Origin of the sequence: Pseudomonas psychrophila, from assembly GCF_001043005.1 — a bacterium.
Lineage (GTDB): Bacteria > Pseudomonadota > Gammaproteobacteria > Pseudomonadales > Pseudomonadaceae > Aquipseudomonas > Aquipseudomonas psychrophila.
On sequence record NZ_JYKZ01000007.1, the window covers coordinates 60,641 to 85,347 of the forward strand.

Consider the following 24,707-nt stretch of genomic DNA (forward strand, 5'->3'; position numbering starts at 1 on the left):
TTAACTTTAATAAAGTTGTCGGATATTGTTTTGTAGCGAGCGATTTTTATCGTTCCATGACCGTCATTTACAAGAGCGCGGTTTTTTCCTTGGAATAACCTGTTAGACACGGGCCATATTCCGTTGTAGGTACGCACCCAGCAACCAGCTTGACAGAGCTACAATTACAAGGTGCAGATATTTGAACGTTCGTCAGGATCAGCCCATCAAAAAGATTCACGGTGAAATAGACTTTTTTGACTTGCTTCATTCTTTTTGGCAGCAAAAAAAGTTAATCGGTGCTACTACAGCAATAGCCGGGGTGATGGCCCTTGGCTATGTTTTATTTGCGCAAGAGGTCTACCAGACCAGTAGTTTATTGCGCCCCGCAGCCATCAATGAGCTTGATGCCCTGAATCGCTCTGAGGTCTACACACTGCCGTCTGCAGACGCGTTGCTTAAAGTGGGTGCGGCGCTCGAGTCGTATGAAAACCGGCTGAATTATTTCAAGGCTCACCAGGACTTGTTCAAGCCGCTGGAAAAAAAGGGGAAGACCCTTGAGCAAAGTTTTGAAACATTCAACCGTGATGCAATTACGTTGACCCGGCCCGACCCAAACAAGGCCAATGCATTGAGCTCTTTTATAAAGCTGGAGCTTACTTATCCGGAAAATCTCAATGGTGTTGAAATCCTCAATGGTTTTGTTGAATACGCAATCAATAGCCAGCGAGAACAAATCAGTGCGGATCTGAAGGTCATTATTAATAACCGGCTTAGAGAGCTGGAAACAAAAATTAACTCTGCCCGCTCAAGCTATCGTACTGAAAAAGAAGGGAAAATTGCCGCTTTAGTTGAATCCTATGCGCTGCAACGGGCAACATTAGGGGATGAATTGAGTGCCTTGCGCATGCAACTCAAAATAGAGCGAGATGCGCGCATCAATCAGCTGAATGAAGCCATATCCATCGCCAAGTCACTGGGTATTAAACATCCGACCACGCCATCAGCGATGGCTGATGCGGCGCAAGGTTCGTCTTCCAGGCTGGTGCGCACTGAAATCACGTCCCAAGACATCCCGCAGTACTTTATGGGCTACGACGCCCTTGAGGCTGAACGGGCAGTGTTGCTCAAGCGCACAACGGACGACTTTACGGATGTGCGCATTTCGCAGATCCGCAAAGATATGCAACTGCTTGATGTCAATCGCCAGGTCGAAATGCTCGGTAAGCGCTCAAATGAAGACTTGTTTCTCAAGGATATCGAGCCTTTAAGGGCCGAGGTCTACCGTTTGGGGAATTTGCAAACTGACATGAGCAATCTGGGCTTGGTCAGCGTTGACCGCAAGGCCCTGACGCCGTCTGATCCGATCAAGCCCAAAAAAGCACTCATAGTCTCGCTTGGCGTGTTAATGGGCCTGATGTTGGGCCTGATGATTGCGACGTTTCGCAGCTTCATGAAGATCCGCCGCGAACAGACCCTAGGCTAATACTGCTACCGATTTGATCTGTGCCCAGAGCGACTGCCCTACGTACAGCCCCAACTGGTCTCGTGAATAACGCGTGATCCGCGCCAGCAAGGCGGTGCCGCCGGCATCCAGACGCACCAGGACATGGGCCTGGTTGTCGGCTGCGGTCTCGCCCACCACCGTCACATGCAGGCTATTTAGAATGCTGCTGTGCTCGCCAGAGCTGAGGCTCAGGCTGATGTCCCGCGCCTGGACCTTGACGCGTAACGTCTGGCCGACGGCCATTGAGGCGTGGGCGACTCTCAGATGCTGGCTGCTGCCGGGCAATTGCAGAGTCAGTAGCTGATAGTGGAGGTTGTAATCCGTGACCTGGCCTTCAACCACGACCCCGGCGTCATCACCCCGTGCCAGTGGCAGGTCCAGCCTGGCCAGGGTTTCGCCAATGGGGCCGCTGGCAAGTACCTTGCCTTCGCTGAGCAGCACGATATGGTCGGCCAGGCGCGCAACTTCATCCTGGGAGTGACTGACGTACAGCACCGGGATGTCCAGTTCGGCGTGCAGGCGCTCCAGGTACGGCATGATTTCACGCTTGCGCTGGCTGTCCAGCGCGGCCAATGGTTCGTCCATCAGCAGCAGCCTTGGGCTTGTCAGCAGCGCTCGGGCGATGCCCACCCGCTGGCGTTCACCCCCCGACAAGTTTTTCGGTGCGCGCTCCAGCAGGTGGCTGATACCTAGCAACTGCGTGGCGTGAGCCATATCAACCCGCCGCTCCTTGAGCGCAATCCGGCGCAATCCGAACTCCAGGTTGGCTCGCACCGAGAGGTGGGGGAACAGGCTGGCCTCTTGAAAGATGTATCCAAGCGCTCGCTTGTGCACCGGGACAAAGAGATCGTTATGGCTGTCTTGCCAAACCTCATCGTTGATCTGCACATAGGCTTTGCTGGCACGCTCTAGTCCTGCGATACAACGCAGGCAGGTGGTTTTACCAGAACCTGAGTGACCATAGAGCGCGGTCACACCCTTGCCCGGCAGTTGCAGGTCCAGGTCCAGGGCAAAGCCGGGATAGCCGTGCTGCAGCCGAAGGTTGATCGAGGACATGCTCAGCTCCAGCCGGTTTGAGATTTGCGGCTTGAATACAGCGCCAGTAGTACCAGGAAGGAAAACACCACCATTGCTCCTGCCAGCCAGTGTGCCTGTGCGTATTCCAGTGCCTCGACGTGGTCGTAGATCTGCACCGAGACCACCCGGGTTTTTTCCGGGATGTTGCCGCCAATCATCAGCACCACACCAAATTCACCGACGGTATGGGCAAAGCCCAAAATCGCGGCGGTGATAAAGCCGGGCCTTGCCAGGGGCAAGATAACGGTGAAAAAGGTATCCCACCGGTTTGCCCGCAGGGTGGCAGCCACTTCAAGCGGCCTGGGGCCAATGGCCGTGAATGCGTTCTGCAAAGGCTGTACGACAAAAGGCATGGAGTAAATCACCGATCCGATCACCAGCCCGGCAAAGCTGAAGGTCAGGGTGCCCAATCCCAGAAACTGGGTGAACTGCCCGACATAGCCGTGTGGCCCCATCGCCAGCAGCAGATAAAAGCCAATGACGGTGGGCGGCAACACCAGAGGCAATGCCACGATCGCCCCGATGGGGCCACGAAACCGTGACCGGGTATGCGCCAGCCACAGGGCGATTGGAGTGCCGACAATCAGCAAGATGACAGTGGTCAATGACGCCAGTTGCAGGGTCAGCCAGATCGCAGCAAAGTCAGCACTCGTTAGCGGCATTTAAAGATGGTAACCATAGGATTTGATAATGGCTGTGGCCTTTGGACCTTTCAGGTAGTCGGCAAGCGCCTTGGCGGCAGGGTTGCTCTCGCCTTTTTTGAGGATGACAGCATCTTGTCTGATCGGATCATGCATCACCTCAGGGACAATCCAGGCAGAGCCATTGCTGACCTTGCCGTCTTTGTAGATCTGCGACAAGGCTACAAAGCCCAGCTCAGCATTGCCCGTGGAAACAAATTGATAGGCTTGGGTGATGTTCTGGCCCTCAACGATCTTGTTTTTGACCTTGTCAGTCAGTCCCAGTTTGGCCAGTACTTGAGTGGCCGCCAGCCCGTAGGGTGCAGCCTTTGGGTTGGCGATGGACAAGTGCTTGAACTGATTGTCGATCAGCGCCTTGTCAGTGCCATCAATGTAGCTGTCTTTGGCGGACCACAGCGCCAGGGTGCCAATCGCATAGGTAAAGCGCGATCCGGGGACGATATCGCCTTCCTTTTCCAGCTTCTGGGGCGTGGTGTCGTCGGCGGCCAGAAACACCTCAAATGGCGCTCCATTTTTGATCTGGGTATAGAACTGTCCTGTGGCGCCATACGCTGCAATCAACCTGTGCCCGGTGTCTTTTTCAAAGTCGCTGGCAATGGCCTGGATCGGTGCCGTGAAGTTGGCTGCCACTGCAACCTGCACCTCATCCGCCTGGGCCGAGGTGAATGCAAGACACCCGAGCAATGCGGCTAACGCTTCAGGGATATAGGGGCGGGCACGAACATTCATGGCAAAACTCCATTGAGAGGCGAGGGCAGCCCATGGTTATCAAATTGTATTGGGCGCTGGAACGATATCCGCTATATAAAAATTTATACAGCGCTTTGTACAGCCGTACTGAAATGGGAGGGAGGCGGGGTATTAAATGGAGCTCAGTCGGCCTGGCGCAGGGTGATATTGATCCGCTGTTGGCCCAACAGTGAGTGGTGTCCGGGTTTGATGGGCATCACGCCGTGAAACCGCAAGCGATCAACGCCACCCCAGACCACGATGTCGCCATGGAACAGTGAAATACGCTGACTCGGATCGCTGCGTTCGAACCCACCGAACTGAAAAACCGCAGGGAGTCCCAAAGATACCGACACGATGGGGGCAATAAATGAACGCTCGTTTTTGTCCTGATGGAGCGACATTTTGGCGCCCGGGGCATATGAGTTGATAAGGCAGGCATCGGGCACGAAATTCTCGAACCCTGCTGCGCTGGCTGCAGCCTCGGCCAGTGCCAGGAAGACACCCGGCATGGCTGGCCAGGGACGTGCGTTCAACGGGTCGACAGGGCTGTAACGATACCCGTCGCGGTCAGTTGTCCAACCCCAATCGCCGCAACTGCTCAAACGGGCGGACATGGTGAAGCCGCCAGGCGTCTGCATCTGTCGTAAGGGAGACTGGAGCAAAACAGTATCGAGGGCCGCCAGCAGCTCTTTGATCCGGGGCAGGGCAAACCCGCGCAGCACAAACGCCTGGTCGCTGATGCGCTCGACACGGGCGGGCTGTTGCAGGTCCTGCTCGGCAAACAGGTCCAGAGACATGATGCTTAAAGTGCCTTGCTTGCCTTGATATCTGTGATCACATCGTCAGCATCGCTGTGGATCTTCTCAAGTGCTTCGCGGGCTTCCGTTTGCGAGCCAGTCTGAAGCTGGGCGAACTCAAAGCGGCGTTCGCCGTTGAGCTTGTACTTGATGACGTACTTGGTGGTTTGCACGGTAATTCCTGCCTTGGTTTAGCGAAGTTTAGAGCTGGAGCGGCGCACGATTTTAATGGTCGGCTGGAAGCTCGGCTTGCGGGTTACGCTGATCGCCCGGCTGGTGACGGTGTCAATGGTGATGTTCCAGAAACCGGTGCTCGGCGCGGTGATTCTCGCCGGGAAATCTTTGAATGCGCCGCCGTGATAGGAGTGACGCCCACCGTTTTTGAAGCTGCGAAAGTGCGCATCGCTCATCAGGCGGATGTTGCAAGGTTGGGAGCACTCGATGACAACAATGTCATCCTCGTTGAGGTGCTCACGTTGGTGAATAAATTTCATTTGCGCTCCAGAATGGGAATCTGCTTAAAAATCAGCACGATAGCATGTGCTTTAGACCAGTCAGGTGGCTAAAGGCGAGTATTATGCCGTGATGCAGGTGAGTTTGACGTAAAACGTGGATAATCCGCCACTATTGAGTATTTATTCACTATGCCCATGGAGAAATCCTGAATTTCTGCTGTCGTAGGGTCTTTAACGGAGAAAGTTTATGAAGTGGGGCGTACTAGCGGCGGTGCTGGCTTTGGGTGGTTGTGCATCCGTCACGGATATTGAGCAGACTCTGCCCACCATGAATGTGATTTCAGGCAAGAAGCCGAATGCCTACGCTCAGTGTGTGGTGCAGCAACTGTCCAAGACGCGCAAGGCGCCACAGATTGAGCCGCACAAAGAAGGATTTCGGATCATCGTCCCTCAAAAGTTGACGTCCAATCCTACAGCGGTGATTGATATCGAAGAACGCTCCGGGGGCAGCAGCATCAAGGTCTTCGAAAGCATGTCCAATGTGCCGGTTCGTCCGGGCGACATCCGCAAAGCCGCAACACACTGTATTTCTGGCGACTGAGCTGCCGCTTCGGTTAACGCTCTGCAGCCCCCGAACCTGACAACTGCCTTGCGCGGTGTCAGGTTTTTTTTCGCCTCGGGCCTGGTTCAGGCCCACTCCAATGTTGTGAGCCCCTGGGAAATCTCCTAGGATCTATATGCTTATATTTTGTAGGCCTAAGCATATAACAATAATGGAGTGGCCATGATTCCACTTAAACCAACGCTACTGAGCAGCGTGATGTTACTCGCCTTCACCAACGTTCAGGCCCAGCCGTCCCCCAACCTCTATCTGCAGGGTGGAGCCCAGCCGGGTGCTACCGCCTGTGTGGCTTGCCACGGTGCAGATGGCATGGGATTGGCACCAGCCGGTTTTCCGCGATTAGCCGGTATTTCTGCCGATTACCTGAGTAAGCAGTTGCACGATTTCCAAAGCGGAAAACGGGTCAGTCCAGTAATGCAGCCATTGGCCAAGTCGCTGACCGACCAGGAAATAACCGCTGTCACCACCGCCATCGCCGCGATGCCAGCACCTGAAGTGCCTGCCATCAATCGCAGCAGCATGCCCGCAAGCCTGGGCGAAAAACTGGCCCTGCGCGGCGCCTGGGATCGACAGATCCCCGAGTGCGTCAGTTGTCATGGGCCCGGCGGTGTAGGGGTGGGGAGCGCTTTTCCGCCACTGGCCAATCAACCTGCGATGTACCTGACGGCGCAGTTGAATGCGTGGCGAGACGGGTCTCGACACAATGATCCCAATGACTTGATGGGCCATATCGCCAAGGCCATGACCGAGGATGAAATCAAGGCGGTTGCCGAGTATTTCGCCAACGTGGGTCACAAGGAGGTCACCCCATGAACATGCTGACGCCAGTCTGTGCAGTTTCAATCCTCCTGAGCTCCGGGGCTTATGCCGCGACCATTGCGATGGAGGATCAGTCCCAGATCAAAACACCTGCAGCAGTCGATCACGGCACGGTTTACTTTCAGCCGCCACTGCAGAGCGAATTGCCGGACAACGCTTACGGCAAAATGGTGCTGGACGGCTATGCCCTGTTTGTCGATACCAAACGCCAGGCTCCGAAATTTGTGGGTAACGGACTTAACTGCACCAATTGCCACCTGGATCAGGGCCGGATGGCCAATTCGGCACCTCTGTGGGGCGCGTACCCCATGTACCCGGCCTACCGTAAGAAAAACGACAAGGTCAATACGTTTGCCGAGCGCTTGCAGGGTTGTTTTCAATTCAGCATGAATGGCGGCACACCTCCTGCGGCCGACAGTCGAGAGATTACTGCGTTGTCGACCTACGCCTACTGGCTATCGACCAAGGCGCCTACGGGGGTTGAGTTGCCTGGTCGCGGATACCCGGACGTTCCCGAGCCCTCAGGGGGTTACAACCTGGCGCGCGGTGCAGCGGTGTACCAGGCTCAGTGTGCCATTTGCCATGGTGACAACGGGCAGGGGCAAAAAGTTGGAGAGGACTACGTAATGCCGCCGTTATGGGGCAAGGACTCTTACAACTGGGGTGCCGGGATGCATCGGATCAATACCGCTGCCTCGTTCATCAAGCACAACATGCCCCTGGGCAAGGCCAACAGTTTGAGTGACGAGCAAGCCTGGGACGTGGCGGCCTATGTAAACACCCACGAACGGCCGCAGGACCCGCGTTTGGTCGAAGGATCAGTGGAAAAAACCCGGGTCAAGTTTCACGCCAATGACGGAGTCAATGCTTATGGTCAAACCATTGATGGCGTGTTGATCGGGCAAGGCGTCAAGTAAGCCCGGGTGCCGCTAAAGCCTTGCACTTTAGCGGCATCCGCTGACGCCCGTGGGCAAGCTATTTGCAAGCCACCACGATGTTTCGGCTGTTGAAATTGCCTACGTCTACGCCCAGTGTCTTGTCGCGTTCTTTGACCGCAGGCGAGCCATCAGTGCCCATGATGGTGTAGCCCGTACCGGCACAGGAGGCTTCAGCTTTTTCGTAGCACTTGGCCCACGACATGGCTTCGCCAGAGCAGTCTATGCTCAAGCCTTGCTTGCCGTCGGCCAGATAGGTACTGGACGCGGTTGCACAACCGCCCAGTGTGGCCAGTACGAGTAATGTCAGAATGTTTTTCATCGAGGTAGTGTTATCACGTAGGTAGGTTTAATTTTATTTGCTGCGTCGACGAGCGGGAGGGGCAGGCTGGTCCTGGAAAACCGAGGCAACCTCTGCGGCAACCTGTTGCGAATCGAAAGGACCTGCAACGTTTTCACCGGACGCATCAAACACGCACCACTCGCCCTTTTCATTGGGTTTGATTTCATAACCGTTGACGCTGATTGTTGCGGACATCGAAGAGCTGCCTGATTGGCTGGATTAATGGCCTGATGATAGCGCAAGAGCAACAGGGGTGTTGCTAAACACGATGGGCCAACAATCAAAATCAATCGTAAAGGAACTAACGCTCAAAATATTTATCTAGGTTGGCATCAGTTTGCTATCGAGAGGCATTGTAACGTCGATGCCGCCTGATTAGACTGCGCCAAAATTGGAACGTACAGCCCTTTAAAGGACTCATATGATCAAGAAATGCTTGTTCCCAGCAGCCGGTTACGGCACTCGCTTTTTGCCAGCGACAAAGGCCATGCCTAAAGAAATGCTGCCGGTGGTGAACAAGCCACTGATCCAGTACGGGGTTGAAGAAGCACTGGACGCTGGCTTGACTGAAATTTCCATCGTAACGGGCCGTGGCAAGCGCGCTCTGGAAGACCACTTTGACATCAGCTACGAGCTGGAAAACCAGATCAAGGGTACTGACAAAGAAAAGTACCTGGTGGGTATCCGTCGCCTGCTGAGCGAATGTTCGTTCTCTTACACCCGTCAAACCGAAATGAAAGGCTTGGGTCACGCAATCCTGACCGGCCGCCCACTGATCGGCGACGAACCTTTTGCCGTAGTGCTGGCGGACGACTTGTGCGTCAACCTGGATGGCGACGGCGTCCTGACGCAGATGGTCAAGCTGTACAACCAGTACCGCTGCACTATCATCGCGATCCAGGAAGTTGATCCTGCCGAAACCAACAAGTACGGCGTGATCGCTGGCGAAATGATCGGTGATGACCTGTACCGCGTGCGTAACATGGTTGAAAAACCGGCACCTGAAGATGCTCCGTCGAACCTGGCCATCATCGGTCGCTACATCCTGACCCCGGACATCTTCGATCTGATCAAACAGACCGAGCCTGGCAAAGGCGGTGAGATCCAGATCACCGACGCCCTGATGAAACAGGCACAAAACGGTTGCGTGATCGCGTACAAATTCAAAGGCCAACGCTTTGACTGCGGCGGCGCTGAAGGCTACATCGAAGCAACCAACTTCTGCTTCGAAAACTTCTACAAAACCGGCAAGGCTTACTAATAGCGCCGAGTTGTAGAGAGCTTCAAAAGAAAGCCACCCTCGGGTGGCTTTTTCGTTTTTTTGCCTTCGCTAACCTGCGGCGCTGGCCAATCGCGCCGAAGTGATTATGCTGATGGCCTGCCTAGGAGATAGAAATGGCCTACGAATTTGATCTGTTTGTAATTGGTGCGGGTTCTGGCGGTGTGCGTGCTGCCCGTTTTGCTGCAGGTTTCGGCGCAAAAGTGGCCGTAGCCGAAAGCCGCTACTTGGGGGGGACATGCGTCAACGTGGGTTGTGTCCCTAAAAAGCTGCTGGTGTACGGCGCGCATTTCGCCGAAGACTTTGAACAGGCTTCAGGTTTTGGCTGGAGTCTTGGAGAGGCGAACTTTGACTGGGCGACCCTGATCGCCAACAAGGATCGCGAAATCCATCGCCTGAACGGCATTTATCGCAATCTGCTGGTGAACAGCGGCGTTACCTTAATGGAAGGTCACGCCAAACTGACCGGGCCTCATGAAGTTGAGGTCAACGGTCAGCGCCACACCGCCAAGCACATTCTGATCGCCACCGGTGGCTGGCCACAGATCCCCGAGATCCCGGGCCATGAGCACGCGATCAGCTCCAACGAAGCGTTCTTCCTCAACACTTTGCCCAAGCGTGTACTGGTGGTGGGCGGTGGTTACATCGCCGTTGAGTTTGCCGGGATTTTCCATGGCCTTGGTGCACAAACCTCCTTGCTGTACCGCGGTGAAATGTTCCTGCGCGGTTTTGACGGTGCGGTGCGTAAGCATTTGCACGAAGAGCTGACCAAGCGCGGCATGGATGTTCAGTTCAACGCCGATATCGAGCGCATCGACAAACAGCCTGACGGCAGCCTGAAAGCCACGCTTAAAGACGGTCGTGAGCTGATTGCCGATTGCGTGTTCTATGCCACGGGTCGACGCCCGATGCTCGATAACCTGGGCCTGGAGCACACCGGGGTCAAACTCGACGAGCGCGGCTTTGTGGAAGTGGACGATCTGTACCAAAGTGCCGAGCCGTCGATTCTGGCCATCGGCGATGTAATCGGTCGCGTGCAGTTGACTCCGGTGGCGCTGGCTGAAGGCATGGCCGTAGCACGCCGCCTGTTCAAGCCTGAGCAATATCGCCCGGTCGATTACCAAATGATCCCGACAGCAGTGTTCAGCCTGCCCAACATCGGCACAGTGGGCCTGAGCGAAGAGCAGGCCATTGAAGCCGGGCACAAGGTGCAGATTTTCGAGAGCAGCTTCCGGCCGATGAAACTGACACTGACCGAGTGCCAGGAACGTACGCTGATGAAACTGGTGGTCGACGCCGACACCGACAAGGTGCTGGGTTGCCATATGGTCGGCCCGGAGGCGGGGGAGATCGTGCAGGGCCTGGCGATTGCCTTGAAGGCGGGGGCGACCAAGCAGCACTTCGACGAAACCATCGGGGTACACCCGACGGCCGCCGAAGAGTTTGTGACCATGCGTACGCCGGTCAAGCGCTGAACCGTATAGCTCTGTAACGCTGTCAGAGTAAGTTCAGCCGTGGGAGCGAGCCTGCTCGCGAAGAACATTTCGCGAGCAGGCTCGCTCCCACGAGACCTTCACCGGTTTGCGCTGTTACCTGAAGTCGGCATACGGCACCAACGGCTGTACCGGCAATGGCAAGTTCCCCTGCCAGACGTCGAAGGTATAACGCAGATAGAGCATCGCCCGGCTGGGTGCATAGTCATCACTGTGCTGATAAAGCACGCCGCCACCCAGCACCAGGTTGTCTGACAGCCTGCGTTCCGCCAGGGCTTGCAAGCGATAGCCAATGCCACTGCTGCTACTGCCGCTCTTGGTCAATGAGGGGTCGCTGACGATGTCATAGCCCCCCTGATTCAACACGTCAGTCAGTTGGCTCACCGAGTTGTCCAACGGGTAGAGGTCGCTGCTGCTGGTTTTGGATTTGGACCAGCTCACCGAGCTTTCCAGGGATACCGACCAGTTGGCATTACGCCAGGCATAGTTGAGCGGAACACCGATCGAGTAATACTTCTGCGGGCTGTAATAGCCGCCCTGGCCGAGGGTGTACTCGCTCAGATCCTTGTCATATCCCCAGTACATGACGGTAAGACCGGTGCGCAGACGCTCGTCAGCCCGCTCGACCAAACGGTAGTAATACCCGGCCATGGCCGTGCTCTTGTGATTGTCCTCGACGTTTTTACCGCGTAGCCAATGCTGTCCAAAACTGGCCCAGACCCCATCCTTGCCGCCTTCGTCGTGGCTCAGGCCCAAGGTCAGCCCGTTGGTCGTCACGCCGCCCCACGTGATGCCCGTAAGCGGATCCTTTGCACCGGCATAAGACAGGATGGAGTTGCTCATGGGCCGACGGGAACCGGTCAGTGTCCAGCCTACGGAGCCGATCTTGTTGCTGTACGCAATGCCGCCCAGCCAGTTGGGTACTTTGAAGGTGTCCGGGGTACGACCAAAATCGACTTCCCAGTTCGGATTTTTCCAGCCCACCGCCATCATCGTCCCCCTGGCCGATTGTGAACTGTCCTCACACCCCTCATTGCCTGAGCGAGTTTGTCCCACCTGGCACGTGCCATATGCCTCGGTAACTCGGCCCTCATCGTTAACGTCAAAATCGCCGGCATTCAGGCTCAATTGCTCAGCTCTTACAAAGCCTTTTCCGTCATAGACGGGTAAATCCAGTTGCAGGATGGTGGACTGAGTGACGGTATCGGAAGTGCCTTTGGAGGCATCATCCGAGCGCCATCCGTAATCGGTGTACAGGTGGACCGTAGGGTTTTGCCGTTGGTACAGCTCGTCCACGTCGCTGCGCAAGCTGCTTGCCAGCCACTGGTCATCGTCTTTCTCGCGACTGGCCATGGTCATGGCGCGGTTGTCCCGGGGGTTGGCCTGCTCAGGAGTAATCAGGCCCGCCGCCGCCATGCTGCTGGCGTAGTAATCCAGCGCCTGTTGCGGTTCCTTGGCCGACATCAGCCGTGCCGCATCGCGATAAACCAATGGATCGGGCTGAGGCGATTTCAGCAACTGCGCATAGATGGCCTGTGCTTTGTCGGGCTCACCCACAGCGACCCATGCACTGGCCACTCGACGTTGCTCGGAAGGCGTCAGCACAGTGCCCGGGGCTGGATTGAACTGTGCTAGCTGCTGGCGAGCTGCAGGCAGTTGCTGGCCGGCAATCAGGGTTTCGATTTGCCCCAGTCGTGCCCCGGTATTGCCAGGGTCCGTCTTGAGCACCTGGAGATAAAGGCTTTGTGCTTGCACGTAGTCGCCGCGTTCCTGGGCCCAGCCTGCGACAGTCATCAGGTCGTCGCTGTCGCCCGTTTGCATCAACAGCGCAATGGCTTGTGGCTCTTGGCCAGCTGCGCGCAGGCTTTCGGCACGAGCAACCAGTACGTTGCGCTGCAGACGGGAGTCCAGTTCACGCATGGAGTCGTTCCACTGCGCCTTGGGCAATGTCTCCAGGGCGCTCAAGGCACTGGCGTCGCGGTCGGTGTTTGAAAGATAGAGCGCGTACGCGTACACGGCTTCAGGGTTACGGCCCTGACGGGTCATCAACTGTTTGAAGCTGTCGTCGGCTGCACCAGGCTGTTTGATTTCGCGCTGGGCGTTGGCCAGGCGGTAAGTCACCCAGGGTTCATCGGGGTTCACGTTACGTATCTTGCTCAGCAACCCCGCCACTTGCGGCCAGTCCTTGCGCTCAGTAGCTGCATCGGCTTGCTGATTCAGTTCGTCCAGCTCCATGCTCTGGCGCAACCCGGAGAATTCCTTCTGGCTGGAGGCGGGCAGGCCATTGAGGAACACCTTGGCCTTTTGCGGGTCCTGGGCACTGTACAGGCGAACCAGGCCACGTACGGCGCTGCCATTACCTGGCTCCAGGCGACGGGCCTGTAACAGCAGGGCTTCAGCCTGAATATCGTCATGCTCGGCTTGGGCAACGCTGGCCAGGCCAATGAGTGGGTCGGCGTCGGCGGGCTTGGCCTTGCGGGCCTGTGAAAATGCGTTACGTGCCGCTGGCAGGTTCTTCTGCTCAAGAGCCTTGTCGCCCTGGCTGAGCAACATGCGGTACCGACTGGCGTCCATCAGGTCCTGCCACTTGCTGATGTTGGAGGTATCTTGCTCCTTGGTTCGCGCTGTGGAAAAGCTGGTGTTGGCTTCGGCATAGCGGCCCTGACGAAACAGCGCCATGCCCAGGGCACCGTAGAGGGTCGGATCGTCCGGGTATTGCTTGAGGGCGCGGCGCAATTGCCCTTCAGCGGCCACCGGATTGCGCGACTGATCAATCATCTGCTTGCCTTGGGTGCCCGCGTTCCACGCCGGGTCGCCCAGCAAACGCTGCTGTTGTTGCAGGTTCTTGTTGGCCTCACCGATCAGTGGGGAATTGGGGTAGCGGGCGATAAACCCCTGCCAGGCCTGGGCCGATGTACGGTCGATGGGCAGTGTGCCGAGGTAGGTGTATTCACGCTCGGCCGCAGCGTTACTGGCAATCGGATCGCTGGACAGTTGTTGCAACACGGCCAGGGCTTCTGGCGCGCGTTTTTCCCGGAACAACAAGTCGGCCAGGGTTTGGCGCAGGCCTGCGTTGCCCGGGTACTGTTTGTCCAGTGCGCGCAGCTGATCGATAACCTGAGGATGCTGGCCCGGGATATTACTGCGAATGCGCAGGTATTCCAGTGCCGTGGCGAAATCGGGCGGGGCATTGCCAAAGAGTCGCTCAAAGATGGCAACGGCTTCTTCTGGCCTGCCGGCGGCAGCAAACAGGCGCGCCTGCTGCAGGTCTTTCTGGCTTTGCGGGTCTTGCAGTTTCATCAGGCTCTGGGCCTGACGCAGTGCCGAAGAGTCAGGGGCTACATTTTGCAACTGCGCCAGTCGCTGGCGGGCCAATTCCGGATTTTTGTCCAGCAATGCCTGGCGAATCGAAGCGACCAGCGCCTGCGGGTTATTGGGGGAGATCAATTGCAGACGTGCCAATGAGTCGCGTACCAGATCTTCGCGGTACATGGCTTCACCGATACGTACCTGCTCCAGTAGCCACTGCTGTTGTTCCTGCACGGTAGTCGGCTGTGCAACGGCTGCAGTGGACAGTCCACCGAGCAGGAACGCCCATGTTGTTATTTTTGGCATGTGTTGATCCACCCAGGTAAAAGCTGCCCATCCTTGTCAAAGCGATAGCGTTCTTCATCCCAGCCCTGGCCGAACAGCAGCAACGACTGGTTGTAATAGGCATCGGCCGCAGGCGGCTGTTGCTGTATTCGTGCCTGTTGTACGCCCAGCGCGGGGGAATCCAGGCTTGCCAGTAATGGCAGCATGGCGGCGGAAAACCCCACCGGCCCCGTTCCGGTGTACTTGCCGGTCACTGCATTCACGCTTTCTGGTGGATAGCCCAGGGTTTGAGTGAGGTTGGCCATGGGTGCAAAGTGCTGTTGCAGGGTCTGCCGCTCGGGCGCGTCCTGAGCCAGCATCCCGACCCACAGGTAGACGCGAATGGCATCGTAGTCGCCCTGCGAACCGTCCTTGGTGTCGGGTGCCCAGCCACCCCCGGCTTTCCACAGCAGCCAGTCAGGGGCAAAGCCCTTGGGAGAGCCCTCGATCAGCATGCGTTGCTGATTGTTCGCCAGTTCAGCCCAGATCGGTGAGATACGGGCAAAGCGTGCCAACAGTTGCGGTGGCAAGTAACTGGGGTTCAGGCGCCAGCCTTTGGGGCTGTCAAAACCCACATCACCGGGCAACAACATCAGGCCCAGCCCGGGCATCTTGCGCAGGCTTTGGGCCGCACTGCGCCAGAGCATGTTTTGCCCCAGCGCCACGTACTCGGGCCATTGCCACAGTCGTCCGGCTTCAAGCAGGCTGTAGGCGATCCACAGATCTGCATCGCTGGCATTGTTACTGTCCAGGATGTGCCACTGGCCGCTTTTGTCGCGGCCCCATTGCCAGGCGGGCAGATTCTTCTCCAGGCTGCCATCTGCAAGGTTGTTGCGGGTCCATTCGAGAATAGTCGCGAAGCTTTTCTTGTCGTTGCCGAGCAAGGCAAAAAACAGCCCGTAACTTTGCCCTTCCGAGGTCGTGATCAATTGTGCCGACGAGCCATCAATGATGCGCCCGTCGCTGCTCATCATGGTTTTCTTGTAACTGTCCCAGGCGGGCCAGTCACAGGATGCCGCACTCGCCACCAGAGGCAGATAACCCAAGGTTGACGTCAGGGCGAGTGCTGCAAATCGTTTCATGGCCTTAGTCATCCTTGTGCAGACGACGGTTGGCCGCCCAGCTCAGGGCACGCCACAGCAGGAAGGCGCTGAGCAGAACACTGACCACGGCCAGTACGGCCAGCAGTACCGGGTGCTCGGACAGCTGGTACCACAACAGCAGGTACCACGGCAGGTTACCGACAAAGTACTGATCACCGACCAGTTGGCTGTAGACGCCGCTGCTGCGAACCAGTGCAACGGAGCCTGCAACTGCGTCCAGCTTGCCACTGTCGCCCATGGCTTCACGCAGCAGGTTGTAGTCCGCATCTTCATTGCCCAGCAGCGCGACGATGCTGCGCTGATTGTGGGTGGGAGACTGCATGCCCAGCATGGCTGCAATAGGTGCCTGGGCGGTCACTTCGGTTCTGTTGGCCGGTATGTTGCGCCCGTCAGTTGAGGGGCCGCGGCGGTTGTTGGCGTCAATGCCAGTGGTGCCATAGGGCTGCACCAACATGTCATGTTGACGTTGCAACAGTACGCTCAGGTCTGGATTGTCGCGCAACTCGGGGGCCATTTCTCCCAGTAACAGCAGGTCGACGTCTTCCTTGGAGGCTGCCGCCCAGTCATTGCTCAGGCGCACACCGAAGGCCGGGTAACCGGAGCGGGCAGAAATACCCGAGACAGCTTCTAGCAGTGTGCTGATTTGTGTCGGAGTAGGGTTGCCAGGCACGACCACGATGGATTCCGACATGTCGGCCATGCGGCTGAACGGGAAGCCACTGCGCACGAATGCCTTGAGGTCCGGCATGCTGATGTAGTGGTGATAACCGGACATGTCGATGGTGGAATCTTCATCGATGATTGCCTGGGTATTGGCCGGCAGGATGGTCTGGCAGCGATCACGCTGGGAGCTGCCAACGGTGCTGGCGAAGTTGAAGTCAAAACGCAGGCGGTTGCGGTCGCCGATTTTCAGCGACGGCACGATCAACTTGTCATTGACGTTGGCCGTGTCGTTGGACAAGACAGCCAGGCGCAGCTCTTCAAGGTTGCTGGTGTCCTTGCGCAACAACGGCAGGCTGGTGATGAACTGGTCGTTGAGGCTGATATTCAGACGTGAGTCATCATTGGCCGATGGCGCGGTGTAGCGGTATTGCGTTCGCAGCGGGATACCCTGGTTACGCCACACGAAAAGATCGGGTGGCAGATTCACATCCAGGGTGATGGGGCGCGGCTGCAACCCGCTGACCTGCAATTGTTGCGGGTAGGTAATCAGCTCGGCAAAACGCACTGGCCGGTCGGTACGCATCCAGGCCGGTGCATCGTAAGGTTTGCGCGGCTGCAGTTCCTGAACCTTGTCGATGGTGACGCGCGAACCGCGCAGCAGATTACCGCCCAGGGCCAGTGCCTTGGCAGCAGTGGTCAGGTCTTCTTCGTTACGGCCCATGACCAGCAGGATCTTGCTGTAAGGCGCATCCGGATGATTGATCATTTCAACCACAGGCGCGGTCACGGCCGGGAATTTCTCCAGATCGCTCATGAAAGCAGGGCGGTGATCATTGGTGGCAAACACCACGGTTGGCTGGACCGCATCTTTGTTCTGTACCCCTGGCAGGGAATCGAACGACACCGGGAAGCTGGCTCCGCGCCAGTTGGACTGACTGCCGAAGTAGGAGGCCAGGATCGCGGCCGCTTTCTGCTCGCCCAGGGTAGGGTTGGCGGCGAACACAAATGGCAGTTCGAGTTTGCTGTTGTTGCGTGGATCAAAGAATGGCAGCGGGAAAAATGCCAGATCGTTCTGCAGGCTCAGGGCCTGCTCTTGCAGGGTGATACCGCTACCGCGGCTGATATTGACCCACAAGGTATTGTTGGCCGGATCTTCGCAGATGTCGGTGTAATGGCCGACAAACTCCAGCCGTACGCGGTTGAAGTCCGAAACCAGTCGCGGATCGAGGGCCATCTTTTGCGTGGTTTTACGCCCCAGATGGTCTTTCTCGATTGGCAGCACGCCCATCAGCACATCGTTGAGGTACACCCGTATGTGTGAAAGCGTCGGGATCAATGCAGGCGAGGGCGTGTACTCAAGCTGCAGGCTGGCATCACTGGCAATCCGGTCGCGGCGCAGGCTGAATTCCACCACGTCGGAGCTGTTGATACCCAGCAGCAAGGTGTCAGTGGCACGGCCCAATTGCTCAAACGAGTAGGTCACCGGCCAACTTGGCAGCACCTGATCCGTCTGCGCAAACGCAGGCTTGGGCAGAGGGGCGGGCACAGGTGAATTGCCAGGTAAAGGCAAGGGGGCCGACATCAGCTGTGAGGCGAAGGTCATCAGCGCGAGGCTGGCGAAAATAGCTTTTTTAGATAGACGACTCATGATCTGCTCACTGGCCGGGAGATAAGGGGAGTAGCTGCTTTGGGCATGCGCGGCAAAAAGCTGCCCAGCCACTGAAAAATGCGCAAAAACGGTTTTGCCAAGACGCGTATCCACGTCGGCAGGTATTCATAGAGGCGGTAATAGCCTTTGACGCCCAGGGCCAGAATTTCCTTGAGGCTCTGGATCGGTTTGTCGGCTTCAAACCCGCTGTTATGGTCAAGCCAGGCATCAGCGCGACCAAAGGTGCACTGCACAAACTCAATCTTTTGTTCGGGCGGCAACTGGGCAAAGCTCAAACCGATGAATCGCTCGCTGGAACGGGTCAGGGTACCGGTGAACACAAATTCACGATTACCCCGCTGGAGAATCAGCGATACCTGCGTACCGACAGGCAGTTGCAGGGCCTGGCTCACTTGCACGCCGACACCACCGTCCGAGTAGTCCACCAGCTCACAAGGGTAGCTGTGACCGTCGGCCAATTTAATGGCACCGGGCAACCGGGCAAGTACGCGGTGCGTGGTACGCACCTGGCGCACCTCGGCGGCAACGGCTACGGCGGCACCGATGATCAGCAGGTTGTAAACCACCCACAGCACACTGACGAGGACAGTGAAGATCTCATCCTTTGGCCCGGTAAACAGGCGCCAGATCGCAAACCCCAGACCGACCACATTGAGCACCGACAGCACCAGGTACGGTTTGGCGGTTTGCCAGTCGAACTGGTTCTCTTCCATCATGCCGCCTTTGGCGGTCACGTTGAACTTGCCCCGCGACGGGCTGAACAAGGCCACGGTGGTAGGTCGTGCGATGTACCAGGCAAGTACGGTTTCGTACACCTCGCCCCAGAATGTCTGGCGATAAGCGCCTTGCATCCGTGAGTTGGTCAGGCTGGCGTGGATCATGTGCGGCAACACGTAGAGCAGGATCATCACGGCCGGGGCATAGATGATGTAGGCGTGAAACAAAAGAAAGGCCAGGGGCGCAGTCAGGAATACCAGCCGGGGCAAACCCACCAGGAAGTGCATCATGGCGTTGGTGTAGCAGATGCGCTGGAAGATCGTCAGGCCCTTGCCCAGCAACGGGTTGTCGGTGCGAAAGATCTGCACCATGCCCCGTGCCCAGCGGATGCGCTGACCGATATGGGCTGACAGGCTCTCGGTCGCCAGGCCGGCTGCCTGCGGGATACGCAGATAAGCCGAGGTCCAACCGTTGCGGTGCAAGCGCAGGGCGGTGTGGGCATCTTCGGTCACGGTTTCGACCGCGAACCCGCCGATGGAGTCAATTGCCGTACGCCGCACGATGGCGCAGGAGCCACAGAAAAACGCGGCGTTCCACATGTCGTTGCCGTCCTGGATCAAACCGTAGAACAACTCGCCTTCGTTGGGACGGTTACGGAAGGTGCCCAGGTTACGTTCGAACGGATCAGGTGACAGAAAGTGGTGCGGGGTTTGTACCAGCGCCAGCGTCGGGTCGCGCAGAAACCAGCCTACCGTCAGTTGCAGGAAGGAGCGGGCGGGCATGTGGTCGCAGTCAAAGATCGCCACCAGTTCGCCGTCAAGCAAAGTCAGTGCGTGATTGAGGTTACCGGCCTTGGCGTGGCGGTTGTCAGTGCGGGCGATGTAGTTGATGCCCACCTCATCGGCGAATGTCTTGAAGCTGGGGCGGTTGCCGTCATCGAGCAGGTGAATGCGCAGCTTATCTTTCGGCCAGTCGATGCCCAGTGCCGCGTACACCGTGCCACGGGTGACGGACAGCTCTTCGTTGTATGTCGGAATCAACAAGTCAACCACAGGCCATTCGTTGATGTCCGCAGGCAATTGCGCCGGTTGGCGATTGAGCGGCCAGGAGGTCTGCACATAGCCCAGCAACAGGATCAGCCAGGAGTAGGTCTCGGCGATCAGCAAAATCAAACCGCAGATCAGGTCCAGATTGTCGTTCCAGTTCAACGTCGAGGTATAGCGCCACCACAGGTAGCGGCACGAGACGATAATGGACAGCACGATCAGCAACAACGTCGGGAAGCGCCCCGGCATGCGGCGTACCAGCATGGCCAGTACCCACAGCAAAATAACAAACACCAACTGCGCCAGATAACCGAAGGGCTCGGTGATACACAGCACAATCAACGCCAGTGCCAGTATGCCGATAGCGATATACAGCACCTTGCGCATTGGCCAGCGCATGCTGTCCCACCAATGCGAGCCTTTGCTCACTTGCGGCCTGATGGTCGAAGGCAGATCGGCAAAGGTGTTGGACAGCAGGTTCCATGGCCGCTGCACGATCATCAGTACGGCCGACAGGTAGCCGCCCAGACGCTGGCGGAAACGCTGACGCCCGATCTGATCCAGGTTAGGCGTGCGTATCAGCAACAGCCACAAGGTTTGCACGACGTAACGCAGCGGGTCGCCAATGGAAGACCGCTTCTCGGCCAGGTGTGGATACAGGCGCCTGTGCTGCTCACGCAAGGCTTTCCAACTGGGCGATTCCAGGCGCAGAAAGATCCAGCCCAGGCCTTGTATCAGCGCCAGGCTAAAAGCTGTGAACCGGGTGCAGTTCTGCTCACGCCGCAAGCGTGTATAGGGAAACCAATGGGCAATCATTCAGCCCTCCTGCCGCGTAAGAGGCACCAACTGGCCAAGCTGATCACATCAAGGGCAATCAGGCTGGTGGGCGCATAACGCCCAGCGGGCTCGCTTCTGGCCAGGGCTTCACCCATGGCTTCGTCGGCGTGCAAGTTCACAGGCACCAGTGATTGGGTATAGCGGTGTTGCCAGATCAGCAGCAGGTCACGTTGCAACTGGCTGGCGGCATCGAACCGATTGACCAGAAACAGCGGCGTTTGCGCCAATTGCGGCTGCAACAGCACGTGGCAAGCAGCATCGGCATTGAGCACCATGATTGAAATACTGCACTGAGGGTTGGCCATGTGGCCAGGCAAGCGCTGTGGCAGATCGAACAGTATCCAGTCAAAAGCGTCAGCCAGCGCGGCCTGGCGTTGACTCCAGAGTTGGGGCTGCTCAAGTAGCAGGCCATCGAGCCGGATGAATTCGTCCGGCTGCAGTTGCCCGTAAGGCAACACGCAGAGGCCGGGTTCAACACTCCAGGCATGCTCATGCCAGGGTTGCTGGTCCAGCGTCGCCCGGGCCCAACCTTCGCGAGGTGCCAGGTCCATGTTGAAGTGCAAGCCAAGTGAGTTTTCCGGGCACATGTCCACCAACAGCACTTTCTGGCCCAGCTCATGCAACGCATGACCCACTGCAGCCAGGATCGAGCTGGTGCCCACGCCACCCCGCACGCCACGCAAACTCATGGCGATCATGGGGTCTGCTCCGCGTCTTTTTGCAGATCAAGGGGCGTGTTGTGGTGTGCCTCCAGATAGGCCAGCAACGGCCAGCGCTCGAATGCCTGCAATAGCTCCATGTGCGCTGACACGTCGATATATTCCAGGGCGTGCAACTCCATCATCGACTTGAGCCGTGCAATATCATCAGCACGCTCTTTGCGCGAAAGGACATCGGCGCTTATTTGAACCGCTGTGGGTAAGGCAGCCATCCGCCGTTCTCCTTGATTCGCACATAGGGCTTGCCGTTGTAATCGAGCACAACGGTCCCTGAGTTTTCAGATACTTTCGGGGTTCTTGGAAGATCAGTCAGCAGCTTGGACCAGTCCACGGTCTGGCCATTGCTCAGTGCCGGGTCGGCATACAGGCGGGCAATGATTTCAGCGACCGCCAGGTAGCTGCTGGGCTCGCTGATATGGACAGGCGAGGATTGACCGTTGTCGCCCATGTTTATCAGTTTGATGCCAACCGGTACGTGAGTGATGGAGTCGCTCGGGATTTCGCGCATCCCGGCAATCTGCATGCGGTCACCGTGCAACGCCGCACCGTGCTCGGGCACGATGGCGACAACGACACGACGTCCACTTTTTTGCAGTTCCTTGAGGAAGGCATTGAGGTCGTCGAGCAGCACCTGTGCCCGGCTGCTGTAGTCAGCTGGCTGGGTGCCGCCATCCGCCTGCACTTGCCGGTTGCCGTCATGCAGGCTGGTGGTGTTGTAAAACAGCGCCATATTGGGCGTGTCTTCGGCCATACGGTGCTGCCACCACTTGCTCAATACATCGCGGTCACGCCAGATGGGCGAACCGTCAAAACCGACGTAGGTCCGTGGCAGCCCTGCAGGAACAACGCCCAGTGCCGGAGGCGGCAGTTGGCCCTGTTCGCGAACTTCCTGGAGGAATCCGTCGAATGCGCCGGTGTGATTGAGCATCAGCTCGTCGGAGAAACCCAGCTTGCGCAAGTCATCGAACAACAGGCACTGATCCGCCGGTTGCTTGTAGAGCTGCGCATGGGAGGTCTGGCCGCAACTGGCGCGCATCAAACGAATGGCTGCCGGGCCACTGTAGGCAGTGGCCGAGTTGAAGTTATCGAAAATCACGTCCATCTGGCTGAACAGCGTGTTGTCACGCAAGCCCACCGCTTCCAGATCGTCCCAGGCCATGGAGCAAATATTGATGACCAGCAGGTCAAACGGTGGCGGCTTGACTGCAGGCTGCTTGAAGTCGACCTTGCGGGTCGACTCGCTGAGGTAAAACTTGTCCAGATAACCATTGAGCGTCGCGTCGTCCGGTTCGCCCACGCTGCTGGTTTGTCCGCCTGTTGCGGTTTGGGTACCGGCCATTTGTGGCGCCACCGAAGGCGGAAGCAGCCATTGCAGGTTGCCCATGCCCAGCCAGGCAAAACCCAGCAGGGTGAAGGTCGTCAGGCGCAACCACTGATTGAGGAACAGGTAGCCAACGACCAGCAGCAGCAACATGGCGCACACTTGCCAGTCGATGAAGCGTCCCAGCAGCTCGACAACGTAGTCAAAGGAGAAATCCAGTACGCCGGGCTGCGCCAGCAAACGGGTGAATGGCGGGAACCAGGTGTCCTGATACAACAGCGCTACGGCCACCGGGATGGCAATCAGGGTGCGCACACGGCGCAACACAGGGTTGGCGATCGGAATCAGCAGCACCGCTGCAAAGATCAGGTTGGGCAAAATCTGGATATTCAGATGCCCTGTCCAGGCCAACAGGAACTTGGCCAGGAAATACAGGTTCCAGGCTCCCAGGCCGCGCCAGGGGCCGGCAATTTTTTGCGCCGCAGCGTCAGACTTATACAGACTCATCAGGCGTTCTCTGAGCAGGGCTGGCAGGCGTGCGACGTCGAACACCGCACGATTTCATATAACGAGGTGACAGGTACTGCTCGAAATGATTTTTCAAGAACCTTCGAATGCGCTGCCAAAACAGCGTCAGCAGTACGGTGACCACACAGGTCAGGGCAATGACATCGATCAGCTCAAGGAACGTCATGACTGCGGCTCACTGATAGGAAGCGTGAATCTTTGAGGATTTAACGGCGTGCGTTCACTGACGCCCGGTGTCGGCATAATGGCTGGAGCCTCGATGGGAATATGCAGATGCGTCGGTACCGCCGGTGCTTTTGTAAAGGTCTGAGCGTTCAGATCGGAAAGCCCGCTCAGCATGCGGCGCTGGGTAAACAGGTCACGCCAGGGCAGGCGACAGATGTTGCCCAGTGCTGGCTCCAGCCCGTCAGCGCGGCAGGCAAACAGAAACAGGTACAGCTCACCGTCCAGTAAGCAGGCAAAGTCGCCAAAGCGGCGAAGGCACATCTGGTTCAAAAACAACTCTTCGCCCAGACCCGGTACCGGCTCGAACTTCATCAACTGATGGGTCACTTCGCCGGAGCTGTCCCTATAGATCTGCGACACGGCCTCATAAAATTCACGGGGGCTCACCAGTCCGCGTATCTGCGGAGGGCGCTGACGCTCAAGCAATGTGTTGAAGTCGATGCTCTGGGTGTATTGCCAGCGTTGGCCCTGGATACTTTCGATCATGCTCAGAAACCGTGAAAGCAGTGTGCCGTCAGGCACAATCAGGTTGGCGCCGCACGCCAGCAGCAGGCGTTCATCGCGATAGCGCACCGAAGGCTCCATTTCACGCACGACGATCTTCAATTCAGGACCGCAATGTTCCCGTAAATCGTGCAGCTGTTGAGCCAGGTCGAGTAACTGATAGCTATTGTCGATGCCCACGATGACGGTGGCCGCACGGGCAGTATCGGCGGCCTCAAGCAATGCCTCACGGCTTTCGAACAGATACCAGTGTTTTGACATTGACGGCGCGCCTTCAAGAACGGAGCGCTCGGCGAGGTATACGTGCTGATCGTCAGCCACCCGTGGCTGAGTATCGACAGCCGTTTGCGGGATAAGCGTCAGGGCATTGTTTTTATCGGAGAGTTTGAACTCCTGGCCTGCGGTGACGCCCAGATCGTTGTGCCAGAAGTGCAATTGGTAGCGCAGGTCGCCGTTGAAATGATAAAGACGGCTCAGACCGGACAGAGTCTGATTGAGTTGCAGCAATTGTGCATGTAACAACGCGGCTTCGCCGTGGGTGATCACCAGCAGCGTTGCGTTGCGCTCAAGAAGCCACCCACGTACGCGTTCGAGCCAGCGTTGCAACTGAGTAGCCGTAGTCGATTCGGTCCAGCTGTTTGAAGGCAGCACCAACAGGATCTGGCTTGAAGGGAGAATGCCGGCACGACCGAGATCGCGGGTCAGCGTGGCCAGTCCGGGTTCAATCACGCGCTGGGCAATTTCGAAGAGTTTGAGTTTGTCCGGACCTCGGTCGGGCGCCAGATCGCTGATGATGTCTTGCACCGAACCGGCGCCAGCAATCAGCGTGGCTGGCACGCTTTCGGGTAAAGCTTCAAGAAATTGCCTTACCAGCAGTTTTGCGTCAGTCGAGTGATCGACCGTGACCCAATACAAGCCGCCTGCACGCAAAACAATCTGTTGATCCAGCAATCCGCTGATGGCCAAACTGATATGAACCAAGCGTAAAGTCCCCCCAGGGAAA

Annotated in this window: 23 protein-coding genes; 6 read left to right on the forward strand and 17 right to left on the reverse strand. The window is 57.4% G+C overall.

Translation table 11 applies throughout. From position 1 onward, the window contains the following. The first annotated feature begins 181 nt into the window (after nt 1-181). Complete coding sequence (locus TU76_RS16345; RefSeq protein WP_048352109.1) at nt 182-1,465, forward strand: Wzz/FepE/Etk N-terminal domain-containing protein; 1,284 nt, start codon at nt 182-184, stop codon at nt 1,463-1,465. On the opposite strand, the gene modC is transcribed toward TU76_RS16345, so the two are convergent. From modC to TU76_RS16370, 6 genes are all read right to left on the reverse strand, one after another. After that, nucleotides 1,457-2,542, reverse strand: a complete 1,086-nt coding sequence (gene modC, locus TU76_RS16350; RefSeq protein ID WP_048352110.1) for a molybdenum ABC transporter ATP-binding protein — start codon at nt 2,540-2,542, stop codon at nt 1,457-1,459. The two genes, TU76_RS16345 and modC, sit on opposite strands and share 9 nt — an antisense overlap. A 2-nt stretch (nt 2,543-2,544) precedes the next feature. Beyond that, complete coding sequence (gene modB / locus TU76_RS16355) at nt 2,545-3,225, reverse strand: molybdate ABC transporter permease subunit (protein WP_048352111.1); 681 nt, start codon at nt 3,223-3,225, stop codon at nt 2,545-2,547. Beyond that, complete coding sequence (gene modA / locus TU76_RS16360; RefSeq protein WP_048352112.1) at nt 3,226-3,993, reverse strand: molybdate ABC transporter substrate-binding protein; 768 nt, start codon at nt 3,991-3,993, stop codon at nt 3,226-3,228. A 143-nt stretch (nt 3,994-4,136) separates the two neighbouring features. Further along, entirely contained in the window at nt 4,137-4,793 is a 657-nt protein-coding gene (gene alkB / locus TU76_RS16365) for a DNA oxidative demethylase AlkB (RefSeq protein ID WP_048352113.1), read from the reverse strand. Between the two features lie 5 nt (nt 4,794-4,798). Further along, complete coding sequence (locus tag TU76_RS25415; RefSeq protein WP_019822775.1) at nt 4,799-4,966, reverse strand: hypothetical protein; 168 nt, start codon at nt 4,964-4,966, stop codon at nt 4,799-4,801. An 18-nt stretch (nt 4,967-4,984) separates the two neighbouring features. Continuing rightward, nucleotides 4,985-5,287, reverse strand: a complete 303-nt coding sequence (locus TU76_RS16370; RefSeq protein ID WP_003445729.1) for a DUF1883 domain-containing protein — start codon at nt 5,285-5,287, stop codon at nt 4,985-4,987. Nucleotides 5,288-5,495: 208 nt separating this feature from the next. On the opposite strand from TU76_RS16370, the gene TU76_RS16375 reads away from it, so the two are divergent. The 3 genes from TU76_RS16375 (at nt 5,496) to TU76_RS16385 (ending at nt 7,606) form a co-directional block, all read left to right on the forward strand. Further along, complete coding sequence (locus TU76_RS16375; RefSeq protein WP_019822771.1) at nt 5,496-5,849, forward strand: hypothetical protein; 354 nt, start codon at nt 5,496-5,498, stop codon at nt 5,847-5,849. A 183-nt stretch (nt 5,850-6,032) separates the two neighbouring features. Next, the gene (locus TU76_RS16380) at nt 6,033-6,683 is read left to right on the forward strand and encodes a c-type cytochrome (RefSeq protein ID WP_019822769.1); all 651 of its coding nucleotides are present in this window, start codon (nt 6,033-6,035) and stop codon (nt 6,681-6,683) included. After that, nucleotides 6,680-7,606 (forward strand): c-type cytochrome, encoded by a 927-nt coding sequence (locus tag TU76_RS16385; RefSeq protein ID WP_019822768.1) that lies wholly within the window; start codon nt 6,680-6,682, stop codon nt 7,604-7,606. The genes TU76_RS16380 and TU76_RS16385 overlap by 4 nt, the downstream gene beginning before the upstream one ends. A 58-nt stretch (nt 7,607-7,664) precedes the next feature. Here the strand turns inward: TU76_RS16385 and TU76_RS16390 are convergent, their stop codons facing one another. Both TU76_RS16390 and TU76_RS16395 read right to left on the reverse strand, forming a co-directional pair. Then, complete coding sequence (locus tag TU76_RS16390) at nt 7,665-7,946, reverse strand: hypothetical protein (RefSeq protein WP_019822766.1); 282 nt, start codon at nt 7,944-7,946, stop codon at nt 7,665-7,667. A gap of 33 nt (nt 7,947-7,979) precedes the next feature. Further along, a complete protein-coding gene (locus TU76_RS16395; protein WP_019822764.1) occupies nt 7,980-8,162 on the reverse strand; it encodes a hypothetical protein in 183 nt (60 codons plus the stop codon). Between the two features lie 226 nt (nt 8,163-8,388). Between TU76_RS16395 and galU the strand changes: the two genes are divergently transcribed. Both galU and gorA read left to right on the forward strand, forming a co-directional pair. Beyond that, a complete protein-coding gene (gene galU / locus TU76_RS16400; RefSeq protein WP_019822762.1) occupies nt 8,389-9,228 on the forward strand; it encodes a UTP--glucose-1-phosphate uridylyltransferase GalU in 840 nt (279 codons plus the stop codon). A 134-nt stretch (nt 9,229-9,362) separates the two neighbouring features. Further along, complete coding sequence (gene gorA, locus TU76_RS16405; protein ID WP_019822760.1) at nt 9,363-10,721, forward strand: glutathione-disulfide reductase; 1,359 nt, start codon at nt 9,363-9,365, stop codon at nt 10,719-10,721. Nucleotides 10,722-10,835: 114 nt separating this feature from the next. Here gorA and bcsC read toward each other — a convergent pair whose 3' ends face one another. The 9 genes from bcsC to bcsE are packed head-to-tail and all read right to left on the reverse strand — an operon-like array spanning nt 10,836 to nt 24,685. Then, nucleotides 10,836-14,354, reverse strand: coding sequence for a cellulose synthase complex outer membrane protein BcsC (bcsC, locus tag TU76_RS16410; RefSeq protein ID WP_019822758.1), 3,519 nt, complete (start codon nt 14,352-14,354; stop codon nt 10,836-10,838). Next, nucleotides 14,342-15,454, reverse strand: a complete 1,113-nt coding sequence (gene bcsZ, locus TU76_RS16415) for a cellulose synthase complex periplasmic endoglucanase BcsZ (RefSeq protein WP_019822755.1) — start codon at nt 15,452-15,454, stop codon at nt 14,342-14,344. The genes bcsC and bcsZ overlap by 13 nt, the downstream gene beginning before the upstream one ends. 4 nt (nt 15,455-15,458) lie before the next feature. Next, on the reverse strand, nt 15,459-17,786 hold the full coding sequence (gene bcsB, locus TU76_RS16420; protein ID WP_046809369.1) for a cellulose biosynthesis cyclic di-GMP-binding regulatory protein BcsB: 2,328 nt from the start codon (nt 17,784-17,786) through the stop codon (nt 15,459-15,461). After that, on the reverse strand, nt 17,783-20,386 hold the full coding sequence (gene bcsA / locus TU76_RS16425) for a UDP-forming cellulose synthase catalytic subunit (RefSeq protein ID WP_053070223.1): 2,604 nt from the start codon (nt 20,384-20,386) through the stop codon (nt 17,783-17,785). Before bcsA ends, bcsB begins: the two co-directional genes overlap by 4 nt. Continuing rightward, nucleotides 20,383-21,105, reverse strand: a complete 723-nt coding sequence (bcsQ, locus tag TU76_RS16430; RefSeq protein WP_019822751.1) for a cellulose biosynthesis protein BcsQ — start codon at nt 21,103-21,105, stop codon at nt 20,383-20,385. Before bcsQ ends, bcsA begins: the two co-directional genes overlap by 4 nt. Then, nucleotides 21,102-21,338 (reverse strand): cellulose biosynthesis protein BcsR, encoded by a 237-nt coding sequence (bcsR, locus tag TU76_RS16435; protein ID WP_019822749.1) that lies wholly within the window; start codon nt 21,336-21,338, stop codon nt 21,102-21,104. The genes bcsQ and bcsR overlap by 4 nt, the downstream gene beginning before the upstream one ends. After that, entirely contained in the window at nt 21,308-22,954 is a 1,647-nt protein-coding gene (gene bcsG / locus TU76_RS16440) for a cellulose biosynthesis protein BcsG (RefSeq protein ID WP_048352167.1), read from the reverse strand. Before bcsG ends, bcsR begins: the two co-directional genes overlap by 31 nt. Continuing rightward, entirely contained in the window at nt 22,941-23,141 is a 201-nt protein-coding gene (bcsF, locus tag TU76_RS24845) for a cellulose biosynthesis protein BcsF (RefSeq protein WP_082113398.1), read from the reverse strand. The genes bcsG and bcsF overlap by 14 nt, the downstream gene beginning before the upstream one ends. After that, the gene (gene bcsE, locus TU76_RS16445) at nt 23,138-24,685 is read right to left on the reverse strand and encodes a cellulose biosynthesis protein BcsE (protein WP_046809370.1); all 1,548 of its coding nucleotides are present in this window, start codon (nt 24,683-24,685) and stop codon (nt 23,138-23,140) included. The genes bcsF and bcsE overlap by 4 nt, the downstream gene beginning before the upstream one ends. Nucleotides 24,686-24,707: the final 22 nt, after the last annotated feature.

Bases quoted from the DNA above. Each gene is read 5' to 3' on its own strand.
- TU76_RS16380 (WP_019822769.1), top strand. From the start codon at position 6,033: ATGATTCCACTTAAACCAACGCTACTGAGCAGCGTGATGTTACTCGCC.
- TU76_RS16370 (WP_003445729.1), bottom strand. From the start codon at position 5,287: ATGAAATTTATTCACCAACGTGAGCACCTCAACGAGGATGACATTGTT.
- alkB (WP_048352113.1), bottom strand. From the start codon at position 4,793: ATGTCTCTGGACCTGTTTGCCGAGCAGGACCTGCAACAGCCCGCCCGT.
- bcsQ (WP_019822751.1), bottom strand. From the start codon at position 21,105: ATGATCGCCATGAGTTTGCGTGGCGTGCGGGGTGGCGTGGGCACCAGC.
- modB (WP_048352111.1), bottom strand. From the start codon at position 3,225: ATGCCGCTAACGAGTGCTGACTTTGCTGCGATCTGGCTGACCCTGCAA.
- bcsA (WP_053070223.1), bottom strand. From the start codon at position 20,386: ATGATTGCCCATTGGTTTCCCTATACACGCTTGCGGCGTGAGCAGAAC.
- bcsZ (WP_019822755.1), bottom strand. From the start codon at position 15,454: ATGAAACGATTTGCAGCACTCGCCCTGACGTCAACCTTGGGTTATCTG.
- galU (WP_019822762.1), top strand. From the start codon at position 8,389: ATGATCAAGAAATGCTTGTTCCCAGCAGCCGGTTACGGCACTCGCTTT.
- TU76_RS16385 (WP_019822768.1), top strand. From the start codon at position 6,680: ATGAACATGCTGACGCCAGTCTGTGCAGTTTCAATCCTCCTGAGCTCC.
- bcsF (WP_082113398.1), bottom strand. From the start codon at position 23,141: ATGACGTTCCTTGAGCTGATCGATGTCATTGCCCTGACCTGTGTGGTC.
- bcsG (WP_048352167.1), bottom strand. From the start codon at position 22,954: ATGAGTCTGTATAAGTCTGACGCTGCGGCGCAAAAAATTGCCGGCCCC.
- modC (WP_048352110.1), bottom strand. From the start codon at position 2,542: ATGTCCTCGATCAACCTTCGGCTGCAGCACGGCTATCCCGGCTTTGCC.
- bcsB (WP_046809369.1), bottom strand. From the start codon at position 17,786: ATGAGTCGTCTATCTAAAAAAGCTATTTTCGCCAGCCTCGCGCTGATG.
- modA (WP_048352112.1), bottom strand. From the start codon at position 3,993: ATGAATGTTCGTGCCCGCCCCTATATCCCTGAAGCGTTAGCCGCATTG.
- TU76_RS16395 (WP_019822764.1), bottom strand. From the start codon at position 8,162: ATGTCCGCAACAATCAGCGTCAACGGTTATGAAATCAAACCCAATGAA.
- bcsC (WP_019822758.1), bottom strand. From the start codon at position 14,354: ATGCCAAAAATAACAACATGGGCGTTCCTGCTCGGTGGACTGTCCACT.
- TU76_RS16390 (WP_019822766.1), bottom strand. From the start codon at position 7,946: ATGAAAAACATTCTGACATTACTCGTACTGGCCACACTGGGCGGTTGT.
- TU76_RS16375 (WP_019822771.1), top strand. From the start codon at position 5,496: ATGAAGTGGGGCGTACTAGCGGCGGTGCTGGCTTTGGGTGGTTGTGCA.
- bcsR (WP_019822749.1), bottom strand. From the start codon at position 21,338: ATGGCTGCCTTACCCACAGCGGTTCAAATAAGCGCCGATGTCCTTTCG.
- gorA (WP_019822760.1), top strand. From the start codon at position 9,363: ATGGCCTACGAATTTGATCTGTTTGTAATTGGTGCGGGTTCTGGCGGT.